The 18187-nt window shown below is 55.7% G+C and carries 15 protein-coding genes; 4 read left to right on the top strand and 11 right to left on the bottom strand.

Features of this window, described 5'->3' with window-relative positions; translation table 11 throughout:
* Positions 1-134 precede the first annotated feature (134 nt).
* The 5 genes from ACSEXS_RS17400 to ACSEXS_RS17380 form a co-directional block, all read right to left on the bottom strand.
* Complete coding sequence (locus ACSEXS_RS17400) at positions 135-818, bottom strand: sugar transferase (protein WP_438434519.1); 684 nt, start codon at positions 816-818, stop codon at positions 135-137.
* A 93-nt stretch (positions 819-911) separates the two neighbouring features.
* Positions 912-1601 (bottom strand): CpsD/CapB family tyrosine-protein kinase, encoded by a 690-nt coding sequence (locus tag ACSEXS_RS17395; protein WP_438434518.1) that lies wholly within the window; start codon positions 1599-1601, stop codon positions 912-914.
* Entirely contained in the window at positions 1582-2316 is a 735-nt protein-coding gene (locus ACSEXS_RS17390; protein WP_438434517.1) for a YveK family protein, read from the bottom strand. Before ACSEXS_RS17390 ends, ACSEXS_RS17395 begins: the two co-directional genes overlap by 20 nt.
* Positions 2317-2443: 127 nt before the next feature.
* Positions 2444-4549, bottom strand: coding sequence for an S-layer homology domain-containing protein (locus ACSEXS_RS17385; protein WP_438434516.1), 2106 nt, complete (start codon positions 4547-4549; stop codon positions 2444-2446).
* Between the two features lie 178 nt (positions 4550-4727).
* Positions 4728-5489 (bottom strand): tyrosine-protein phosphatase, encoded by a 762-nt coding sequence (locus tag ACSEXS_RS17380; protein WP_438434515.1) that lies wholly within the window; start codon positions 5487-5489, stop codon positions 4728-4730.
* A gap of 345 nt (positions 5490-5834) precedes the next feature.
* Here ACSEXS_RS17380 and ACSEXS_RS17375 point away from each other — a divergent pair, with 345 nt between their 5' ends.
* On the top strand, positions 5835-6056 hold the full coding sequence (locus ACSEXS_RS17375) for a DUF378 domain-containing protein (RefSeq protein ID WP_438434514.1): 222 nt from the start codon (positions 5835-5837) through the stop codon (positions 6054-6056).
* 116 nt (positions 6057-6172) lie between these two features.
* On the opposite strand, the gene ACSEXS_RS17370 is transcribed toward ACSEXS_RS17375, so the two are convergent.
* Positions 6173-6616: a hypothetical protein gene (locus ACSEXS_RS17370; RefSeq protein WP_438434513.1), complete on the bottom strand. Its 444-nt coding sequence runs from the start codon at positions 6614-6616 to the stop codon at positions 6173-6175.
* A 257-nt stretch (positions 6617-6873) separates the two neighbouring features.
* Between ACSEXS_RS17370 and ACSEXS_RS17365 the strand changes: the two genes are divergently transcribed.
* The 3 genes from ACSEXS_RS17365 (at position 6874) to ACSEXS_RS17355 (ending at position 10791) form a co-directional block, all read left to right on the top strand.
* A complete protein-coding gene (locus ACSEXS_RS17365; protein WP_438434512.1) occupies positions 6874-8469 on the top strand; it encodes a glycosyltransferase in 1596 nt (531 codons plus the stop codon).
* A complete protein-coding gene (locus tag ACSEXS_RS17360; RefSeq protein ID WP_438434511.1) occupies positions 8469-9482 on the top strand; it encodes a polysaccharide pyruvyl transferase family protein in 1014 nt (337 codons plus the stop codon). Before ACSEXS_RS17365 ends, ACSEXS_RS17360 begins: the two co-directional genes overlap by 1 nt.
* Positions 9483-9672: 190 nt before the next feature.
* Complete coding sequence (locus ACSEXS_RS17355) at positions 9673-10791, top strand: glycosyltransferase family 2 protein (RefSeq protein ID WP_438434510.1); 1119 nt, start codon at positions 9673-9675, stop codon at positions 10789-10791.
* Between the two features lie 62 nt (positions 10792-10853).
* On the opposite strand, the gene ACSEXS_RS17350 is transcribed toward ACSEXS_RS17355, so the two are convergent.
* From ACSEXS_RS17350 to ACSEXS_RS17330, 5 genes are all read right to left on the bottom strand, one after another.
* A complete protein-coding gene (locus ACSEXS_RS17350) occupies positions 10854-11072 on the bottom strand; it encodes a hypothetical protein (protein WP_438434509.1) in 219 nt (72 codons plus the stop codon).
* Positions 11069-11488: a hypothetical protein gene (locus ACSEXS_RS17345; protein WP_438434508.1), complete on the bottom strand. Its 420-nt coding sequence runs from the start codon at positions 11486-11488 to the stop codon at positions 11069-11071. Before ACSEXS_RS17345 ends, ACSEXS_RS17350 begins: the two co-directional genes overlap by 4 nt.
* 107 nt (positions 11489-11595) lie before the next feature.
* Positions 11596-12777, bottom strand: a complete 1182-nt coding sequence (locus ACSEXS_RS17340; RefSeq protein ID WP_438434507.1) for an MFS transporter — start codon at positions 12775-12777, stop codon at positions 11596-11598.
* 150 nt (positions 12778-12927) lie between these two features.
* The gene (locus tag ACSEXS_RS17335; protein WP_438434506.1) at positions 12928-15063 is read right to left on the bottom strand and encodes an Ig-like domain-containing protein; all 2136 of its coding nucleotides are present in this window, start codon (positions 15061-15063) and stop codon (positions 12928-12930) included.
* Between the two features lie 169 nt (positions 15064-15232).
* A complete protein-coding gene (locus ACSEXS_RS17330) occupies positions 15233-17989 on the bottom strand; it encodes an S-layer homology domain-containing protein (protein WP_438434505.1) in 2757 nt (918 codons plus the stop codon).
* Positions 17990-18187 lie beyond the last annotated feature (198 nt).

Here is an 18187-nt window from a genome sequence, read left to right as displayed (position 1 = left end):
CTTCTCCGACAGCTTCTTCGTAAGCAGGGTCGGTTTCGGTTAATTACCGACGGAATCTCTATCGCGTCAATCTCCATCTATCATTTGTCCTTGTTAGAAACTGTTAAAACCATACATATTAATACATAAAAGTGTTAGTACGCGTCCTTCGATGCAAATATTTCCTTCACCGTTTTCAACAAAATAATGGCATCCAGCCGGAAGCCTTGATTCTGAATGTATTTCAGGTCAAGTTTAACCATCTGCTCAAAATTCAGACTATTTCGACCACTTACCTGCCATAGGCCCGTACAACCTGGCGTTACTCGCAGCCGCTGGAAGTGGTAATCGGTGTAATTCTTGACCTCGTCCGGTAGTGGCGGGCGGGGTCCGATTAAACTCATGTCACCCTTCACGACATTCCATAGCTGAGGAAGTTCATCCAGACTCATCTTACGGATGATTCGGCCTATATAGGTCACACGCGGGTCATTCTTCATCTTGAACATATGACCTTCGATTTCGTTCTGCTTGATCAGTTCGGCAATCTGTTTTTCCGCGTCGGTCACCATGGAACGAAATTTGTACATTTGAAACTCTCGACCATTCTTACCAACCCGGGTCTGAGAGAAAAAGATACTTCCCTTCGGGTCCTCCAGCTTGATGAGGAGCGCGATTAAGGCAAGTAATGGAAAAACAACGATGATTCCAATTAATCCCCCAACCACATCAAGAGGTCTTTTTATTGTTTGGTAAAATCCTCTTTTTACATGACTTGCTGCATTTACAGTCACTTCAGATGGAGTGGTGGGGTCATTTAGAGCCTCACTAATCCCCATTGAAATCTTTCACTCCTAACGACATTATGATAGGAACCCGGTAGTAGTGTTTTGTGCCTCCTTTGAATGTGATGGAAAGCGGCTTAATATGCCTTAGACTTTATCGCCATAATAATAGTAGTAATAGGAATCGCCCTTACCTCGGCTCACATTGTTCAGCACGACACCCAGAATGCGAGCGTTGGCGCGTTCCAGGTTGGCTTTGGCTTTCACGATCGCGTCCTTCTTGGTCTTGCCGGAATCCACGACCAGGATGACACCGCTGCAGTAGGCGGCTACCACTTGCGAATCCGTTACAGCGAGGGACGGCGGCGTATCGAACAACACCAAGTCATACTCGGCTTTCACTTGATCGATGAAAAGCTGCATCCGTTTGGAGGAGAGCAGCTCCGACGGATTGGGAGGAATCGGACCCGAGGTCAGCAGGGCCAGGTTGTCCACACCGCTCGGCTGAAGGCATTCTTTCCACTCCGCCTGACCCACCAGAACATTGGTCAGGCCGCTGCGGTTGGACCGGCTGAACGTTTGATGCACGGTTGGCTTGCGCAGGTCCGCATCCACGAGCAGCACCCGCTTATCGGATTGGGCGTAGACGATCGCCAGGTTAGTCGTCGTGGTGGATTTTCCTTCTGACGGGCCTGCCGAGGTTATCATTAGCACCTTCTCGTTGTTGTCGAACGAGGTGAAGTCCAGGTTGCTCCGCAGCATTCGATAAGACTCGGAGATCGGCGATTTCGGATTTTCCAGCGTAATGACGGGACGTTTACTGGTTGACGGAGGCATGCTTGGAAACACCCGCCTTTACTTGTTGTTCATTTGCTTGCGTTTTATAGTCATCCGGCTTTAACCGGGCGATGGTCGCCAGTGTGGGCAGCCCTAACAGGGCTTCGATATCCGCCTCGGTCTTAACCGAATCGTCCAGGAACTCCAACAGGAACGAAATCCCTACGGACACGAACAGCCCCAGCAAAAAGGCGATAGCGGTGTTCATCAGCTTGTTCGGCTTAACCGGAACCGGATTGTCCTTAAGCTTGGCCTGATTGAGAATGGTGATGTTGTCGACCTTCATGATCTGCGGAATTTCCTGCTTGAACACGTCGGAAATCGCGTTTACGACCTTGGCTGCCTGATTGTAGTCGCCGTCTTGAACGACCAGCGTCATGACTTGGGTATTGTTGACCGAGCTCACTTTTACCTTCCGGATCAGTTGCTCTGAGGTTAAGTTGAATTCCGGATGCTGAGCTACCACGACGTCCATGATCGCCGGTGTCTTGATTACTTCTTTGTAGGTGTCGATGAGCTTTAAATTGCTGTTGATGGCATTCAAGTCCAATTGGGTGATGCCGGTCTGTTCGTTGGACTTGACGATGATCTTGGTGGATGCCTCGTACACCGGTGACAAAACAAAGTAGCTAATCAGGCCGGCCGCCAACGTACATACCAGGGTAACGGATACGATGAGAACAAGCCGCTTGCGCAGGATCCTCACATAATCCATGATTTCCAACTCCATTAGTAACCCCCACTCTAGCTGTGTAGTTCGAACACAGTCGTCCGCATAAATTGAAAGGAAAGGTAACTTCTCTCCGAAAGCCCGAGAGAAGTTACCTGTCAGATCTTCGGTCTTACTGGTTGATCAAACGATAGATAATGACAGCCGCTTCCGCACGGGTCGCGGAGGATTCGGGTTTGAATTGGCCGGCATCCCCAACGACAATGCCTTCGGCTGCCGCGAGGGCAACGCCGGCTTGCAAGGTGGAGTGAATCTTGGCGGCATCGCCGAATTTGGCCAGAGAGCCCTTCACGTCGGCGACATTCTTGTAATCATAGACCTTCACCATGGCGCGGGCGGCCATAGTAGCCATCTCGGCGCGGGTAATCTTGGCATTCGGATCAAAGGTAGAGGCCGTCTTGCCCGTTACCAGACCTGCTTCAGCGGCAGCGGCAACGTAAGGCTTGAACCAGTCGTTGTCCTTGACGTCGGCAAACGATTCCTTGGCGGCTTCATTCTCCAACCCCAACGCCTTCACGAGCATCTTGGCGAATTCGGCGCGGGTTACGTCGCCGTTCGGGACGAATTGGCCTTTGGCCCGGCCTTCCACGATTCCCTTGGCGGCGGCTACGGAGATCTGCTTGCCGGCCCAAGCGTTCACGCTGGCGATATCGTTGAAGGTTACCTTGTTCTCCAGGACGGTATAGGTGGAGAACGATTTGTTCGGGGCGACTTGCTCCTTGGTGTTCAAGTTGTAGCTGCCGCCCTTGAACTCCAGCTTCTTGCCGTCGATCTTGGTCAGCGACAGCAGCTCGGCGTTTACGCCGGAAGTCACATTTACCGGAATCCGCACTTCCACCGGCTTGGCAAAGCTCTTGATTTCCTTGCCGTCTGCGGTGAAGGTGAACGAATAGACATCGGATACAGCCACCAGAGGCGTTGCGTCGGCAACGGCTTTTTGGTCTGCCTTGGAAATGGTCAGCGCCGTATCGGACTTGAGTTGGTCGACATCCACGGCCAGAGAAACGCCGTTTACCTTGAACGCCAGGGCGTCTATTCCGAAGCTGGAAGCTTTCTTGAGCAGATCCTGGGTAATCGGCAGCTCGATCGACTTGGCCGAAACCGTCTTGAAGTCGAGCGTTACGACGGCCTTTACCGGTTTGGTTCCCGGAGCGGCCTTCTGGAGAGCGGCGTTCGCGTCTTTCACAAAGGACTGGATGCTTGCGAACAGCGTATCAAGTCCCGCTACGTTGATCGTTGCTTTCGCCGTATCCCCGTTAACCTTCACGCTGGAGGACAAGTCGACGACGGCCTGGGTGCGAACCAGTTCTTGAAGAGCTGCGACTGCCGACTTGACTCCCTGATTCGACGAGCCTTCCTTTAGCAAGTCGGCAAGCTTGGGCGTCAAGCTTTCCAAAGCGGCCTTTGCGGAAGACGAATCAAAGTTCGAAGGGGCTGCCGGGACGACGACCGTGCCCGGATTCGACGTTGCGTTTTCTTTGGCGAGCAGTCGGGTATAGGCGTTGATGAAGGCATGTTCTGCTTCAGAGAGACCCGAGACTTCGCTATTCGCCATGATAATGGTAATCATCAGGTCACTGGAACCGATGCCATAAGATTTCAGAACTGCCGCTGTTTTAGTCTTACTTCCCTCAAATGCTACTTTCTCAGTTGCAACGATCGCGTCTTTGTGCGCCAGCAGGTATGCGGTCCAGTCGGCCGTATCCGCCCCTTTGATCGAATTGCGCAAGGTCGATTCCAGCTCTGTTGCAAAATCACTTCCATCTTCTACGCTAGGAACGGGCTGTTTCGTATAGTTGGCCAGCGTTTTAAACAAGGACGAAAACTCGGTTTTGAGTTTGTCGACCGCACTCACTTCCGTGTCGTAATACAACAGAAGGCTCTTAGTCAGATCGCGCAACTGATCCCTCAAGGCCGGATCAGCATTCGGATACTTAGAAGTGATTTTGGCCCAGACAAACGAAATCGTGTCATCCAAATTTGATTTATCCACGTTGTAACGAGCAGTCCGGATACTTTGTCTCTCTTTCTCTGTCATTTCATTGTGAATCTCTTTCAAACGTTTCTTCAGAGGTGACGTTGACTCGGCTGCATAAGCCTTGCCTGCTCCCAGATGCTCGAGAAGCCCCTTGGAACTCAGCGGCAAGCCGGCCAGGGATGTCGCAAGCAAGCTGGCAACCAAACTCGTGGATACAATCTTACGGGTGCTGTTCTTCATTCTTCCTAATACCCTCCCATTTCCAAACTTTAGTTTTAAAGGACTTAATGCAAATCTATGTAAGCGGTAAACAATGTAAAGAAAATGTTACCACTTTCAAAAGTGTAGATCAATAGAATTATAGAAGAGAAAAGCAATAGATCATATTCCTTATTTATCTATAGTTAATTAGTATCGATTAGGTGAAGAAGAAAAACCGTTTCTTTGCAACTCGAATTTCCGGAGGGGAAATGGGCTGACGGGTTAGTAAAAGCGAGGCGTTGCGCTGACAAAGGTCCGCGGCTTCTTGGCCTGCTTCCTTGGCCAGCAAACGATAGGCTTCCCGGAGAGCAAAAGGTCTTGTCTGCAAGTTATGGGCGTCGGACGCCACGAAATGGATCATTCGGTTGCGGCCCATTTGCATCGAAATTTTCTGGATCGAGCGGCCAAACGCTCCCGTTAGGGAGTGGCTGGTGACCTGGGTCAAGGCCCCGGCCTCGATCAGTTCGGCCAGCTTGTGCATATTGCCGGCAAGCTCCTTGTTTCGTTCGGGATGAGCGATGACGGCGGTTATACCGGTCACGCCAAGTTCGTAGATCCATTCCTTGGCATGCCGTGGAACTTCGCCGGCCGGGAATTCAAGAAGGAGATAGGGGGAATCGGCCAATGTTAGCAGGCGGCCCTCATCCCAGTCCTTTAGCAGCTCGGAGTAGCCGTGAATTTCCTGTCCCGTACGGAGTTTCAAGGGAATGTCGTGGGCATCTATCTGCTCCTGCAACTTACTAACCGCTTCTTGAACGGAATCGGCCTCATTGGTGTACCGGCTGTTGCGGTGATGCGGTGTAGCAATAACGATATCAATACCCTCGGCAGCGGCCATTCGGGCCATTCCCAAGGCCTCCGCAAGATCGGCGGCGCCATCGTCGAGGGCGGGCAGGATATGCGTATGTATGTCGATCATGGTTTTCCATTCCTTTAGCAGCTTTATCCAATTGTAACAATCGCTAAATGTAGTATAGAGGATAAAAGTCACACCGTTTCGATACTTTTTGTAGACTTGAAGTCCTATTCGCTAAAATGTCCGCTAATTTTTGTTTACTAAGCACTATTAAAAAGCGGAATATGTTGGATTATAAGGATTTTTGTCACCAAGGAAAATAATACAAATCGTATCATTCGTCATGCTTCCAAAAGCCTATACCGACGTTTTTTCGATTATCCGAAGGCCTGACAATGTATAGAAATGTGCTTTTTACCCATACTTAAGCTGAAGAAGGCAAAACTGTCACGAGGAGGTTATCGTCCGATGAAAAGCTTGAACGTGCTTAGTCTGACTCTGCTCATTATCGGCGGCTTGAACTGGCTGCTGGTTGGCCTATTCCAATGGGATCTGGTCGGCGGCCTGACCGGCGGCATGGACAGCACCGTGGCCCGGATTATCTTCGTTATTGTAGGCCTTGCCGCCATTTACGGCTTCGCTCTGTATGGAAAGGTCGCCGACGAAGACCAAACCCAAGCTCGCCATTAACCGCCGACGAGGCGCCTGCTACTCCGTTTCATCACGCGCAACGCAAAAAGACAGACCGGATTCGCCTCTCGGCTACCCGATCTGTCTTTTTAATGTCATGCTTTCTTGGCGGGGAATTAATCGAATACTTCCACGTAGCCGCCGTTTCGACGGATCGCTTCGACGACATCGGCATACACTTGGTCCTTGACGGTTGCGGCCATGACGTACCGGAGATGAGACCGGTCCCCGTCATAGTAATCGCTGTCGACCGAATCGCCGCGCCGCAGGTTATCGGAAGTGCCGAACCCGTCGTTGTCGTTCAAGGCGACGTAAGTGGCCGCGGCTCCTCCCGTATTCGTCGTCGATCCCGGCGTTCCTCCGGCATATCCGGTAGCCGAGCCGGGCGTACCCGAGGTGGGCAACCCTGCCGCGATTGGAACCAAGAGCCGGGTGCCGGTACCGATCGGGTCCGGCAGCTCGGAAACCTCCAGATACTCGGCTCCATACGTCTGGATGCGGGTATTGGCGGAAAGCGCGTCGTTCTCCGTTGGGAAATATGCTTGAATTTTCTTGGACATATGCAATTCTCCCCTTTCCCGTGTTGGATTAAGGGCCCAACAAAATGCCCGTGTATCCTTACCTTACCCCGTAACTCTCTTCTTAACGCATGTTTTCCAAGCTTTTTGAAGCGCTCTCCGACAATCCGGTCCGCTTTGCGAGAATGGAAGACGCGCGGGAAGAAGGCCGCTCCCCCTGGCCGGACCCGGACATACACTACAGAGATCCGGCTCGCCTCCGTGCCGCCGGATAAGGCAGGAAAGGCAGGCGTGTGGCTATGGGTACGGTTATTTATCCTCCGACGCTGGACTGGTCGTATATGGTTCAGCGTCCCCAACAGATCATGAAGCAATTCGCGCGGGACGGCCACTCGGTTCTCTTCTACAACAAAACGGGTCAGGCCGGCCGGGTGGTCGATTATCCCGAGCCGGGGATTGCGGTCGTCCGGCATGCTCTCGCTTTTCAGGACGAACTGCTCCCGCTTCTGCCGGCGGATAACCGGCTGTACTGGGCGAGCTGGGCCCGTAAGCTCCCCCATGCAGCCGCCCTCGGCGCTTCCGCCGTCATATACGACTGTGTCGATGATTTTCCCGATTGGGAGGAAGAGGAGCGAATTTACGCGGCGAGTGCGGATGTCGTCTTTTGCACCGCCGACCCTCTCCTGAAGAAAATGCGCAGTTTGCTGCCGGGCAAGCCGGTCTTCCTGGCGCCGAACGGCTGCGACGACCGACATTTTGCCGGAGGACGCAGCCGCAGTCGTCCGGACGGGGCGGTGCTTCCCGGCAGCCTGGACGGCGACGAGGCGATGCTGCGGCTGGCCCGCCACCCGGGCCCGGTGATCGGCTACATCGGAGCCTTGGCTCCTTGGGTGGACGAAGCCTGGATTCGCACCGCAGCCCAGGCCTTGCCGCATGCTCTCTTCTATATCGCCGGACCACCGCTCCGCGAAGAGACCGGGCCGCTCGGTGCGAATGTCGTCATGCTCGGCCATCGCCCTTATCCCGAGCTTCCCGCTCTGCTGCAGCTTACCACCGCGTGCATGATCCCGTTTCGGATCAACCGGATTACGGAGAGCACCAACCCGGTCAAGGTCTACGAGTACCTGGCGGCGGGCAAACCCGTCGTCTCCTCTCCGCTGCCCGAGGTCATGCCGATGCGCCCGCATGTCTTCATTGCTGCGAGCGCGGAAGAATTCGCCGCCCGGCTGGCGGAGGCCTGCCGCAAACCGTCCGATCAGGAAGCGGAGCGAATGGCGTACGCCCGGAAGTTTTCCTGGAACGAGCGCTACCGGTCGATCGCCCGTGAGCTCGAACGGCGATGGCCGAAGTGGAAAGCGGCTCGCACCGACTTGCCTGTGGAGGAATGGAGCCGGTACTCCACGCAGCGCCTTCCCTTGCGCCATCGGACGGTGAATTCCTACTATCCGACTCATTGTCTGACCCAAGATCCTCCTTACGTGGGCCAGCCGCCCGGCGGCCGCTATGAAACGTTCCTCGCGCTCAACGCCAAGGCATTTCCCGATTCTCCCCTCCGCATCTACCTGGAATTCGATGCGGCGCCTCCGGCGGGAACGGCCGCAGAGGAGCTGCCGCTGCTGGAGATCTCCGCGGCGGACGGCTACGTGCCGACCGAGGGCCTGACGGACGGCAACAAGCCCCCTTGCCGGCCGCTTGCGTCCCTTCCCCTGCGGCGAAGCTTGGACGATACGCTGGCGGTTGACTTAACGCCTTATGTGGATAAGACCGCGCTGATCCGTAAGGAAGCGGGGCGGATGCTGCTCAAGCTGTCCAGCCCGCTCTCCCGGCCGTTCCGTCTGGATCATCCGCGCCTGACGTTTCTGCTGAGAAACCCATCCGACAAGGAGGTCCACTGATGAAAATTGCAGTATGCGGCTATTACGGCATGGGCAACTTCGGCGACGAGCTGTTCCTGTTGACCTTCCGCCAGCAGCTATCCGGCCATTCAGTCTTCGCCTGGCATTCGGCCATGGACCCGAGCGTCCCGGACGCCGTGCTGATCGGCGGCGGCGATCTGATTGCACCTTACTCGTTCAATTCGTATTACTTCCCGCCGGCATTGGAGGGAAAGCCGACCTGGGTTTACGGCGCCGGCATCGTCGACGCCTATCCCGAGTCCACTTGGCCGGATCGGGAGATCGAGCGGTATCGCAAAAGGCTGCGCGATGCCCGCGGCCTGTTCCTGCGGGATGACCGTTCGGCCCAGATCGCCCGGCGGATCGCTCTGCATTCCAACGTGCAGACGGTACCCGATCCGGTTTTTGCCTATCGGGCCCCCGATTATAAACTGCGGGGGCTGTCCGCCCGGCCTGTCATCGGGGTCTGCGTTCATGCGTACTCCGGTTTTCCCGCCGCCGGTCTTGCGTCCATGCTCGCCCACATCTCGCGCGAGGGCTATCACATTCTGCTGATTCCCGCCGTCAATCACAGCGCCAACGCCTATTCCGATTACGGAGTCTGCGATCACCTCAAGGAACGCATTCTGGAATTGGGCGGTCCCGGAGCTTCCGCCTCGATCTTCAAGCCGGAATACGAGTTGGAGCTCGTCTACCGCGTCATTCAAGCCTGCGATTATTTCATCAGCTTCAAGCTTCACCCGGCGCTCGCCGCTCTCCGCGGACTCGTCCCGCTCTTCTGCGTCAGCAAGCAGGGTAAGGTCGCCAGTCTGCTGGACCGATTCGGCCTGCGCGACAGGCTGGAGACCGATGAGTCGGCACTGGACCGGTTGGAGGCTGGAATCCGCCGGATGCTGAAGGAGGGCCGCGAGCCGATTCAGGCGGCCGAGCCGGCGATCCGCCAAACCGAAAAGGAGGCGGAGGAAGCGTTCGCCGCCTTGCGCCGGGAGCTGGACTCGGTCGGCGTGGGATAAGAAACTGAACCGCCGACACGACCCTCCCCGCTCGAGCTGCGAATAGACCGGAGCGGAGAGAAACCGACATTTCCTGGGAAATTATCGCCCGAAAACGCGCAGGTGTCGAGAAGCTCTCGACACCTGCTTTCAGTCGAACGAATGGGTATACAACCGGATAGAACGAGTCGACTGAAGGAGAGGAACAGTCGTGGATCTTGTTATCGTCGCTACCCGGATGGACTCCGGTTTCGGCACGGAACATGCTGCCCGGAGGCAGGGCGGATTCCGCCGGATCGTCCGACTGGGCCCCCATGCTCCCGGTTCCCGGCTCCAACAGCTGCTGGCCGATGCCGGTGATGGGATAACCGTGGCATTGGCCGGAACCCGTCCCCCTGTGCCTATCCGGGCAGGGTCGGATGCTGCTGAGTTGGTCTTGACGCAAGAACGCGTTCGCGAGCTTGCCTTTTGGGAAGAGACGCTTTTGAACCGGCTGCCGGTGCCGGAGTGGCTCCCCAGCGTCCTGTCCGAGCTGCTCTCGGTGGAAGTGCCCTGTGCGGAGTCTTCCAACTGGGCCGGTGAAGCAGGTCTTTTGTCGAAGGAACGCTGTCCGGCCGTTTCGGTGGTGATCTGCACCTGCGACGATTTTGCGCCGCTGCCTTGGGCCGTCTACTCCGTTCTTCGCCAAACTTGTCCGAGCTGGGAGCTCCTGCTCGTGGACGACGGCTCTTCGGGAGAGATTCCTCCGCCCGAATGGCTCTCTCCCGATTCACGAATCCGCCGCTTCCGCTTCCAACCAAACCGGGGCAAGGCGCACGCTTTGAATGAAGCTCTTCCGTACGTTCGAGGAAAATGGCTGGTCGAGCTCGACCCGGACGACTGGCTGGAGCCGGAAGCGCTTGAAGTCCTGCTGGCCGCTTCGGAAGTCGGGACTAACGGGCCGCCTCTGCAGGCGATTGTGGCGGACCACCGCGTCTGGCGGCTCTCTTCCGGCAGCGGATGGCGGCCCGGCGGCTGTTCGCTGCCCTCCGCCCCGCTCAATTGGCGGACGCTCCTCCGGGATGCGCGGGTCTATGCACCCCGCTTATTCCGGACGGACCTGCTTCGCCGAATCGGCGGCTGGCCCGTCTTCCCGGACGAACCCGGCGGCGGACGTCTCTACGAGGATTTGCATCTCCTGGCGCGCTTGCTCCGCGCCGGGGAACCGATCGCTTTCGTCCCTAAGCCGCTGTACCATCGACGCGTGCGCCCGGAGAGCGTCAGCCAGCGGGACAAAGCGCGCTACGCGGCCTGGCGAGATTGGCTGACCCATCGCCTGGAACACGAATAACCGCATTCCGACGGCTACCGGAATGCGGTTCTTTTTTCCCCCATGAATGTCAACGGCTCGCCTCAGGCGGGCAAAACGCGAACGAACTGGACGGCGCTCAGCGGAATGACGAACTTGACCGGGGTGGCGTCATATCCGCCGATATCCGAATACACGGTCAGCACGCCATTCTCCGCCTGCATCAAGGTTCCGCTGTAGAACTGATTCTGCAGGAACACCTCGACGTCGCTGCCGAGACGGTCCTGCAAGGCTTCGATCAGACGAGGCGCATCCGGTCTCATGGCCGCCCTCCTCCTTCCGTGGCGGGAGGGGAAACCGCCTCAATCTGGGCATAGGGAATGTAAACCTCGTCCCCCGCCGCCTCCCGGATCAGAACGAAATCGGTGCCTGCCGCCAGAACCACTCCGTTCAGCGAGCCCGCTCCCGTGAAAATCGTCCATTCCCGGCCAATCCCCTCTTGAAACAGCTCGGACAAGGGACCGGCCGAAGTCAGTCCATCCACCTCAACCTCCAGCTTATTAAGCCGTTCCTCCACCACCCGGATATGTCCGCCCAAATGGCGCAGCTTCTGCTCGGCAGCGTCCAGCCGCCATTCCATCCGCTCCTGCCAATCGAACCAGCCTCGCCAGAAGCGGCGCGACAGGATGCGCCAGAATCCCGGCAGACGGCGCTTGCCGTAGGCTTCCGACTTTCTCAAAAGGTAGTCCCTCCTCCCTGCAAGCTACCCTATTCTATGAACGGGGCTTGCAGGAAGAAACGGCAGATTCCCTTAAGCCATGGCCCTTCCAGACCATGCGCGCGGGCTTACGCCAACGTGCGCTTCTTCGTCTCCCGGCCGAATGCGACCAGGACGATCACGCCGATAGCGATCACGCCGGCAAACAGGCCAAAGATGGCACTGTAGGAGTATTCCTTTTGCACCAGAACGCCGACCAGGTAAGGGGCAATGGCGCTGCCGATGCGGCCGAAGCCTGAGGCAAAGCCCGCTCCCGAGGCGCGAATCTCGTCGGGGTAATTCTCGGGCGTATACGCATACAGCGCGCCCCAAGCCCCGAGGTTGAAGAAGGACAGCAGCGCGCCCCAGACGAGCAGCTCCGTCTCCGAGCTCCCCGCGCCGAAGAACGCGGCGCAAACCGCCGTCATGGCGAGGAAGGCGGCCAGGGTGGGGCGGCGACCCCACCGCTCCACCAGCCAAGCGGCGGCAAAATAGCCGGGAAGCTGTGCGAGCGTCATCAGCAGGACGTATTTGAAGCTGTTGATCATCGTGAAGCCCTTGCCGACCAGAACCGAGGGCATCCACAGGAACATGCCGTAATAGCTGAAGGCCACGGCAAACCAGACGATCCACAGCACGGCCGTGCGGCGGCGGTGCTGACGGAACAGCGTTGCGACCGGCACCTTACGGCGCAGCTCGGCCGGGCGGGTCTCCGGGATGTTGCGGCGGATGAGCACGGCATAGACGACCGGGAGCGAGCCGGCCAGTACGGCGACACGCCAGCCGTAGTCCGGGATGACAAAAAATGCCAGCACCGCCGCGGCCAGCCAGCCTCCGGCCCAGAAGCTCTCCAACAGCACGACGGTGCGGCCCTTTTTGTCGGCGGGGGCAAGCTCGTTGACCAGGGTCGAAGCCACCGGCAATTCAGCCCCGAGGCCTAAGCCCATTACCAGCCGGCAGACCATCATGAAGCCGAGTCCGGGCGAGAAGGCGCTGGTCAGGCTCGCTGCGCCGAACAGCACCAGGGTGATGAGGAAGATCGGCCGGCGGCCAAGCCGGTCCGCCAGAAATCCGCCGAGCGGCGCGCCGATGGCCATTCCGGCGGTGGTGACCGTACCGAGCAGCCCCTTGTCGGCGGGCGTAAGCCCCCAATCGGCGGCAAGCTGGACGAGGATAAACGACAACAGCCCCACATCCAGCGCGTCAAACAGCCAGCCGAAGCCGGCCGACCAGAAGACGCGGCGGTAGGTCGGTTGAGCGGGTCGATTCATGGTGAAGCCCTCCTTTTGCATAGAACCGGTTATGGGTTTGTCTTATCTTTCACTTCAAAAGGCGGACTTCGAAATATGGCTTGTCCATTCGACAAAAAGACGCCTCTCCCGATTATCTCCAGGAAAGGCGTCTTTGACAAGCGGAAGCGGTTAGGGAGCGGCTTGAACGGGAAAGGTAGCGGATGTGGCGACTTTTCCTCTCGATTTCACCGTAATGGTGATGGAGTCTCCCGCTTTAGGTCGAATTGCAGACCCAAACATGTCATACGTAACCGGAGTGGATTCGGCATATTGAACCCAGGAACAATTTCTCCACGTTATCATGACTTGGTCCCCGTATTTAGCGGAAAGCATAATTCTATTCATTCCTTCGTACAGCGTGGAGCTGAGTAATACAACCGGCTCGGTTTGTCCTTCGTTCGGTTCGACTTGAACCTGTTGATGGATCGGTTTCTTGCCGTTTTGCACAACATAAAGAGTCAAAGACGTCACGTTGTCCGGAAGGGGACGGCCCAGCATTCCCATCTGATGGCCGAAAGCATAAGGGCCGAGCCGATTGTCGATCACATAATGGTTCTGATGATCATCCGTTATCTCGACGCGGTCAAAGCTGCCGTGAAGCCCGATTAAAAAGTCGCCGTTGTAGACAGGATCAACCTGCAAAGCAGAAACCGACGGTCCGGAGGCTTCCTTCACGGTTTTAATCAAAGCCACACTCGTTTCGAAGCCGCTTTTACTGGCGGTTAAGATGAGGCGGTCCCCCGGCTCCACATGATGAAGCAGCTGCACGCTTGCCTGACCATCGGCCGAAAACTGTTCGGAGGTCAAATCCAACATTCCGGTAGCGGCTCGCCAATGATAGACCTTTAGCAGGCTTTGCGGCTCAACCTTGGCTCTTATGGTATTGGTCCCCTCGATGAGATCGTCGGCGGACTCCGGAGAAGCCAACCTTTCTTTCAAGGGAGGAATCACGACGCTCGCCGGAATACTGACCAGCTTCCCCGGAACAAACGCGTATACATAATAAGTTGCCCCGGCAGGAAACTCCGACAAGTCGAGACTGCGCTCCGTTGAACCAATTTCTTCCGAACGCCCGGTTGGCATCAATCGGCCGCTCGCATCTTTAAGGTATAAGAATGCCCCTGATTCGGTTGAGACTTGCAGATCCGACAGCGACGATAGACGTTTTACCAAAGGCGTTCTCGTTCTTCCTGCCGCCTTTTTTGTTGTCAGTTCAACTTTTCCGGAAGGGGATTTTCCCGGTGATTGAGAAGTCAGGATCATTTTTTGCCCCGCTTGCACAACGAGGCTAGGACTAAATATCACATGATCTCCGCCATAGCCGTAAGTGACCGATTGGGAATAACCCTTTCCCTCCACATTCAGGAGCACGGCTTGCGGAGATGAAGCATGAAGAACCAGCGGCCCCGCATAGAGCGGCTCGGCGGCAAGAGTTCCCGTTTGGGGCGTTTGACCCGAAGCGGCTTCTACTTTTACATCCGTCTGCGGGCTGGCCGCTTTCCCCGGTTCCGTGGCGGTGACATGCAGAACGGTTCCTTTTGTCAGAGGATTGGAAAAGCCAATAGCGAAAAACCCGTTCGAATCGCTGAAGCCCCCTTCAACCCACCGATTACTGCTGTCCATCGCGAGAATGTAGGCGCCTGGCTGGCTCTTGCCGCTGAGCAAGAAATCCCCGATATGAGCAGGATTAACGATGGGAGAACGGCTCTCTCCCGCCGGATGAAGAACAGCTACCGTAAGAGGCGCACTTTCCCGTTCCCCTTCCCGCTGGGCGGTGATGGAAATCTCGCCGGAGAGAACACGGTAGGAAGCCGTTCCCAAGCTGACAAAAAAACCTCCCGCTCGTTCGGCGATCCCCTCTCCGATCTTGCGCCCCTCATGGTACACCCGAACGGTCGCCGGCCCGTCGACCATCCCTTCCACGCCTCGGCTTTGGGCATAATAGTGGTTTACGCTGTAAGGACTGGCGGTAACGGGACCTGGCGCTTGTGTGGGATTCGGAGAACCGGTCGGCAAGGGTGAAAAGAGGATGCTATTAAGGGATTCTGGCGTTTCCACAAACGGCGCAGGCGTGGAACCGGCTTCCGCCACCACAGGCGGCATCGCTCTTGAAGCGACCGCAGCAGCGCCAACCTCCGGCTTCTCCTTGGAGAGGGATGGTGCAGATTTAGCTTCCATAAATCCATGCGTCCCCGAATAAGGAGCGAGCACCAGCAGCAAAGTCAGGAGTCCGCCGACGATGCCTTTCAATGGTTTTGTTCTCATATAAGCCTCCCCGCAAGCGTAATATCCTGTTATTTCCATGAAGTTGTCGTCATTATATCACGCGGCGCCCACTCCTTCTATTGCAAAATTCAGCCCTTCCACCTATCCGCTGTTAATTCGGAAGGCCGAAGGGCTGAATAAATATTGGTTAACATGGGACGAATTGTTCTTAAGGGGCCTGGACAACGAAGCTCTTGACGACCGCTTGCTTGCCTGGGGTAACCGCAATAATATCGATGCGATCGCCAATATTTTCATAGGTCAGATTCATATTAAATTGATTATAACTGGAATCCAGTATGGTAATTATCCGGGATACAGCCCCGTTAATTCGGACCACAATGTAATCCCTAGGCTTTCCTTGGTATTCAAATGAATTATTTGCAGCTGCAACAAATTGGTTGGCAATAATCGATACCGAATCTGTCACTCCGTTAACCGGAGTGACTGGAATCTCCACGGAAACTCGCTTCCTTCCTACTTGTTGCACTGTTGCGATAACTTTCTTTGAACCCATAGGAATGGGGTTATCTAAATAAGAAGAACCATAGGAAATCCCCGAGCCAGAACCCAATACAGCCCCTTGTTCATCCGTTATCGAAACATAAGAATAAGGCTGTCCATCCATTGAAATGAAATTATTTATGAAATAGTTTCCTTCGTAAACGGTTCCGTAAACAATAGGCTCCGAAGACATCGACGCCGATTCGGGTAAGGCCTGAACGGTGATAACCGATGCCGCACTTGCTTCGCGTCCTTCTTGATCGGCAATTACCAGAAACTTGTCTCCTATCGCAACAGGCTTAATCATTGAATACAGACACGTCCCATTCAAAGTGGTCGTGAACGCCTCGGATTGTTCCATTTCACTATCCACCGAAAGCGAATATACCCGCAATTGAGTATTCGGCTCGGATTGGATAAGAAAATTTACATCTCCTTCATAAACCGCACTTAGAACGGTTGGTTTCGGAGCTCGATCCACAACAGGCGCTACAGAAATGGAGACGGGATCGCTCGTTTCCCTATATTGGGATTGGGCATAGAGCTGATAGGTCTTACCCGGCAGCAGATGGACATCAAGTTTCCGCGCCCCCATTGCCCGCTCAAAGACCGGGAAAACTAAATTACCCTGGTCATCCCGCAAGAAGAGATAAGAGTAATCGTCCGCTATCACATGCAGCGCATTGTATTTCGCTTGGCCTACAACGGGCTTCCGCGTCTTTTCAAAAGTGGAGGTCACCGAATAGGGTTGTTCATCCGACGGAGCTTGCCCCGGGGACTGAACACGCAAAGATACGCGATCGGTCGGCTTAATCAAAATATCGGGATTAAAATACGAAAAGGTTCCATCCGTCCGCTGGTAGACATAATAGTGGCTGGAATTAACCGTTATTTCCATGCAGGTTAAGCCCGGTGTGAGCTGTGCAGAGAGAAGGATAGGCCCGGTGGAAAGTTCTTGTACGTAGGTTCCCAGATAGGTCTTCTCCTCTGTATTTGGCAAACCTACCGTCACCACAACGGGCTCGCTTGAATCTTTACCCATGTCCTGGGCTGTGATCTGCAATACTTCTCCCTCTCGACGCTCGCCGATCGGAATGATGTAGCTGCCATTGGACGTGGCCAATCCGCTCTCGATGAAGGAACCATTGGAATCCTTTATGGAAATATACGAATTGACTCGGGCTTTTCCCGAAATGATAAAATCCCCCGAGTGGATGGGGTCAACCGAAGGAAGATTACTGCGCTCGCGAGGAAGGGAGGGGTTGATTTTAACGTTTAGCGGCAAGCTCTCCCTCTCCCCTGACCGTTGGGAAGTCACCTGCAACATGCCTTCCACGATTTGATCCGGATGATTGGAAATGGCAGCAGAAAAGTTCCCGGCATAGTCCGATTCACATTGACCTACCAAATTGGTCTTGTAGTATATTCTGACCGTAGAATGGCCGTCGACAAGTCCGGAAAGATATTCATCATTCGCTGTGTAGGGGTTAGCAAAATAAGGTGAAGCCACATTGGGATCACCTTGCCCCATCGTTGGCGCCGGTGTAGCCGTTGGCGTCGATGTCGGTGCAGCCGTTGGCGCAGGCGTTGCCGTACCCGTCGGGGGCGGCGTGCTTACCGGAGGGACATAACCGCCGCCGCCCACTACCGGCGAAGGGGTCGGAGACGGCGTGGTCGAAGCCGATGGAGTCGGAGTCGAGGAGGCAGCCGCGGCTTCCAGCTTGGCTGCCTGCTGAGCATACTCCTCCTTGTTTACATAGAAGCTGTACGTCAACTTCGCCAGCGCTTGCCGCTCCGCCTTAGCCGAAGGCTGGAAGTACACCTTCCCGTCCGCCTGCTTCACGCCTTGAATAAAACCCAGTTCTGCGGCAAGCGATACCGCCGGTAAGGCCCAGGCCGAGATTTGGGCGGCATCGGCGAACTCGGACTTACCGGCCAGCTTCTTTGCCGTCTCTTCCAGTCCCATCGCCCGGACATAGAAAACCGCCAGCGCTTCGCGGCTCACCTGCTCATTCGGCGAGAAGCTCGTCGCCGAGGTTCCCGTCGTGATGCCCGCCTTCACCAGAGCGCCGACGTAGCCCTTATACCAGGCGTTTGCCGGAATATCCTTAAAAGAAGCCGCCGCTTGCGGATTTTCCGGAAGCCCCAGCGCCAGGGTTAACACCTTTGCCATTTCGGCACGGGTGGAGCCTGCCGTCGGGTTAAAACTTCCTGACCCGTTCCCGCTCAGAATGCCCAGCTTTACCAGTTCCATGATCTCTGTCTTCGCGTACGACTTTTCCACATCCGTGAAATTCGTCGCGGTCGGCGGCACAGCAATCGACGCTGCTGCAGCTCGACCTGCCGTTCCTGCAAAAGAACCGGCCGTCAATGCCAGAGCCAAGGCTCCGGTGAGTATCTTTCTACTAACTGCGTTCTTCATCGTATCCTCCCTAATGAACGAATATCCCATTCTATTGAACCTGCTATAACGCTGAATCTCCCTTTGCGTCCGTGCAAGTGAATAGACGGAAAACATTCCACATTGTACCATTGGGACAAGCTTCCATCAAGGACTAATTGCTCACTTTTCGACAAAATCAAACCTTTTTTCCCATGGGAGTTAGCTCCCATAAAAAAA

Origin of the sequence: Gorillibacterium terrae (assembly GCF_051594785.1) — a bacterium.
GTDB lineage: Bacteria > Bacillota > Bacilli > Paenibacillales > NBRC-103111 > Gorillibacterium.
This window is presented reverse-complemented; position numbering and strand designations above follow the sequence as displayed.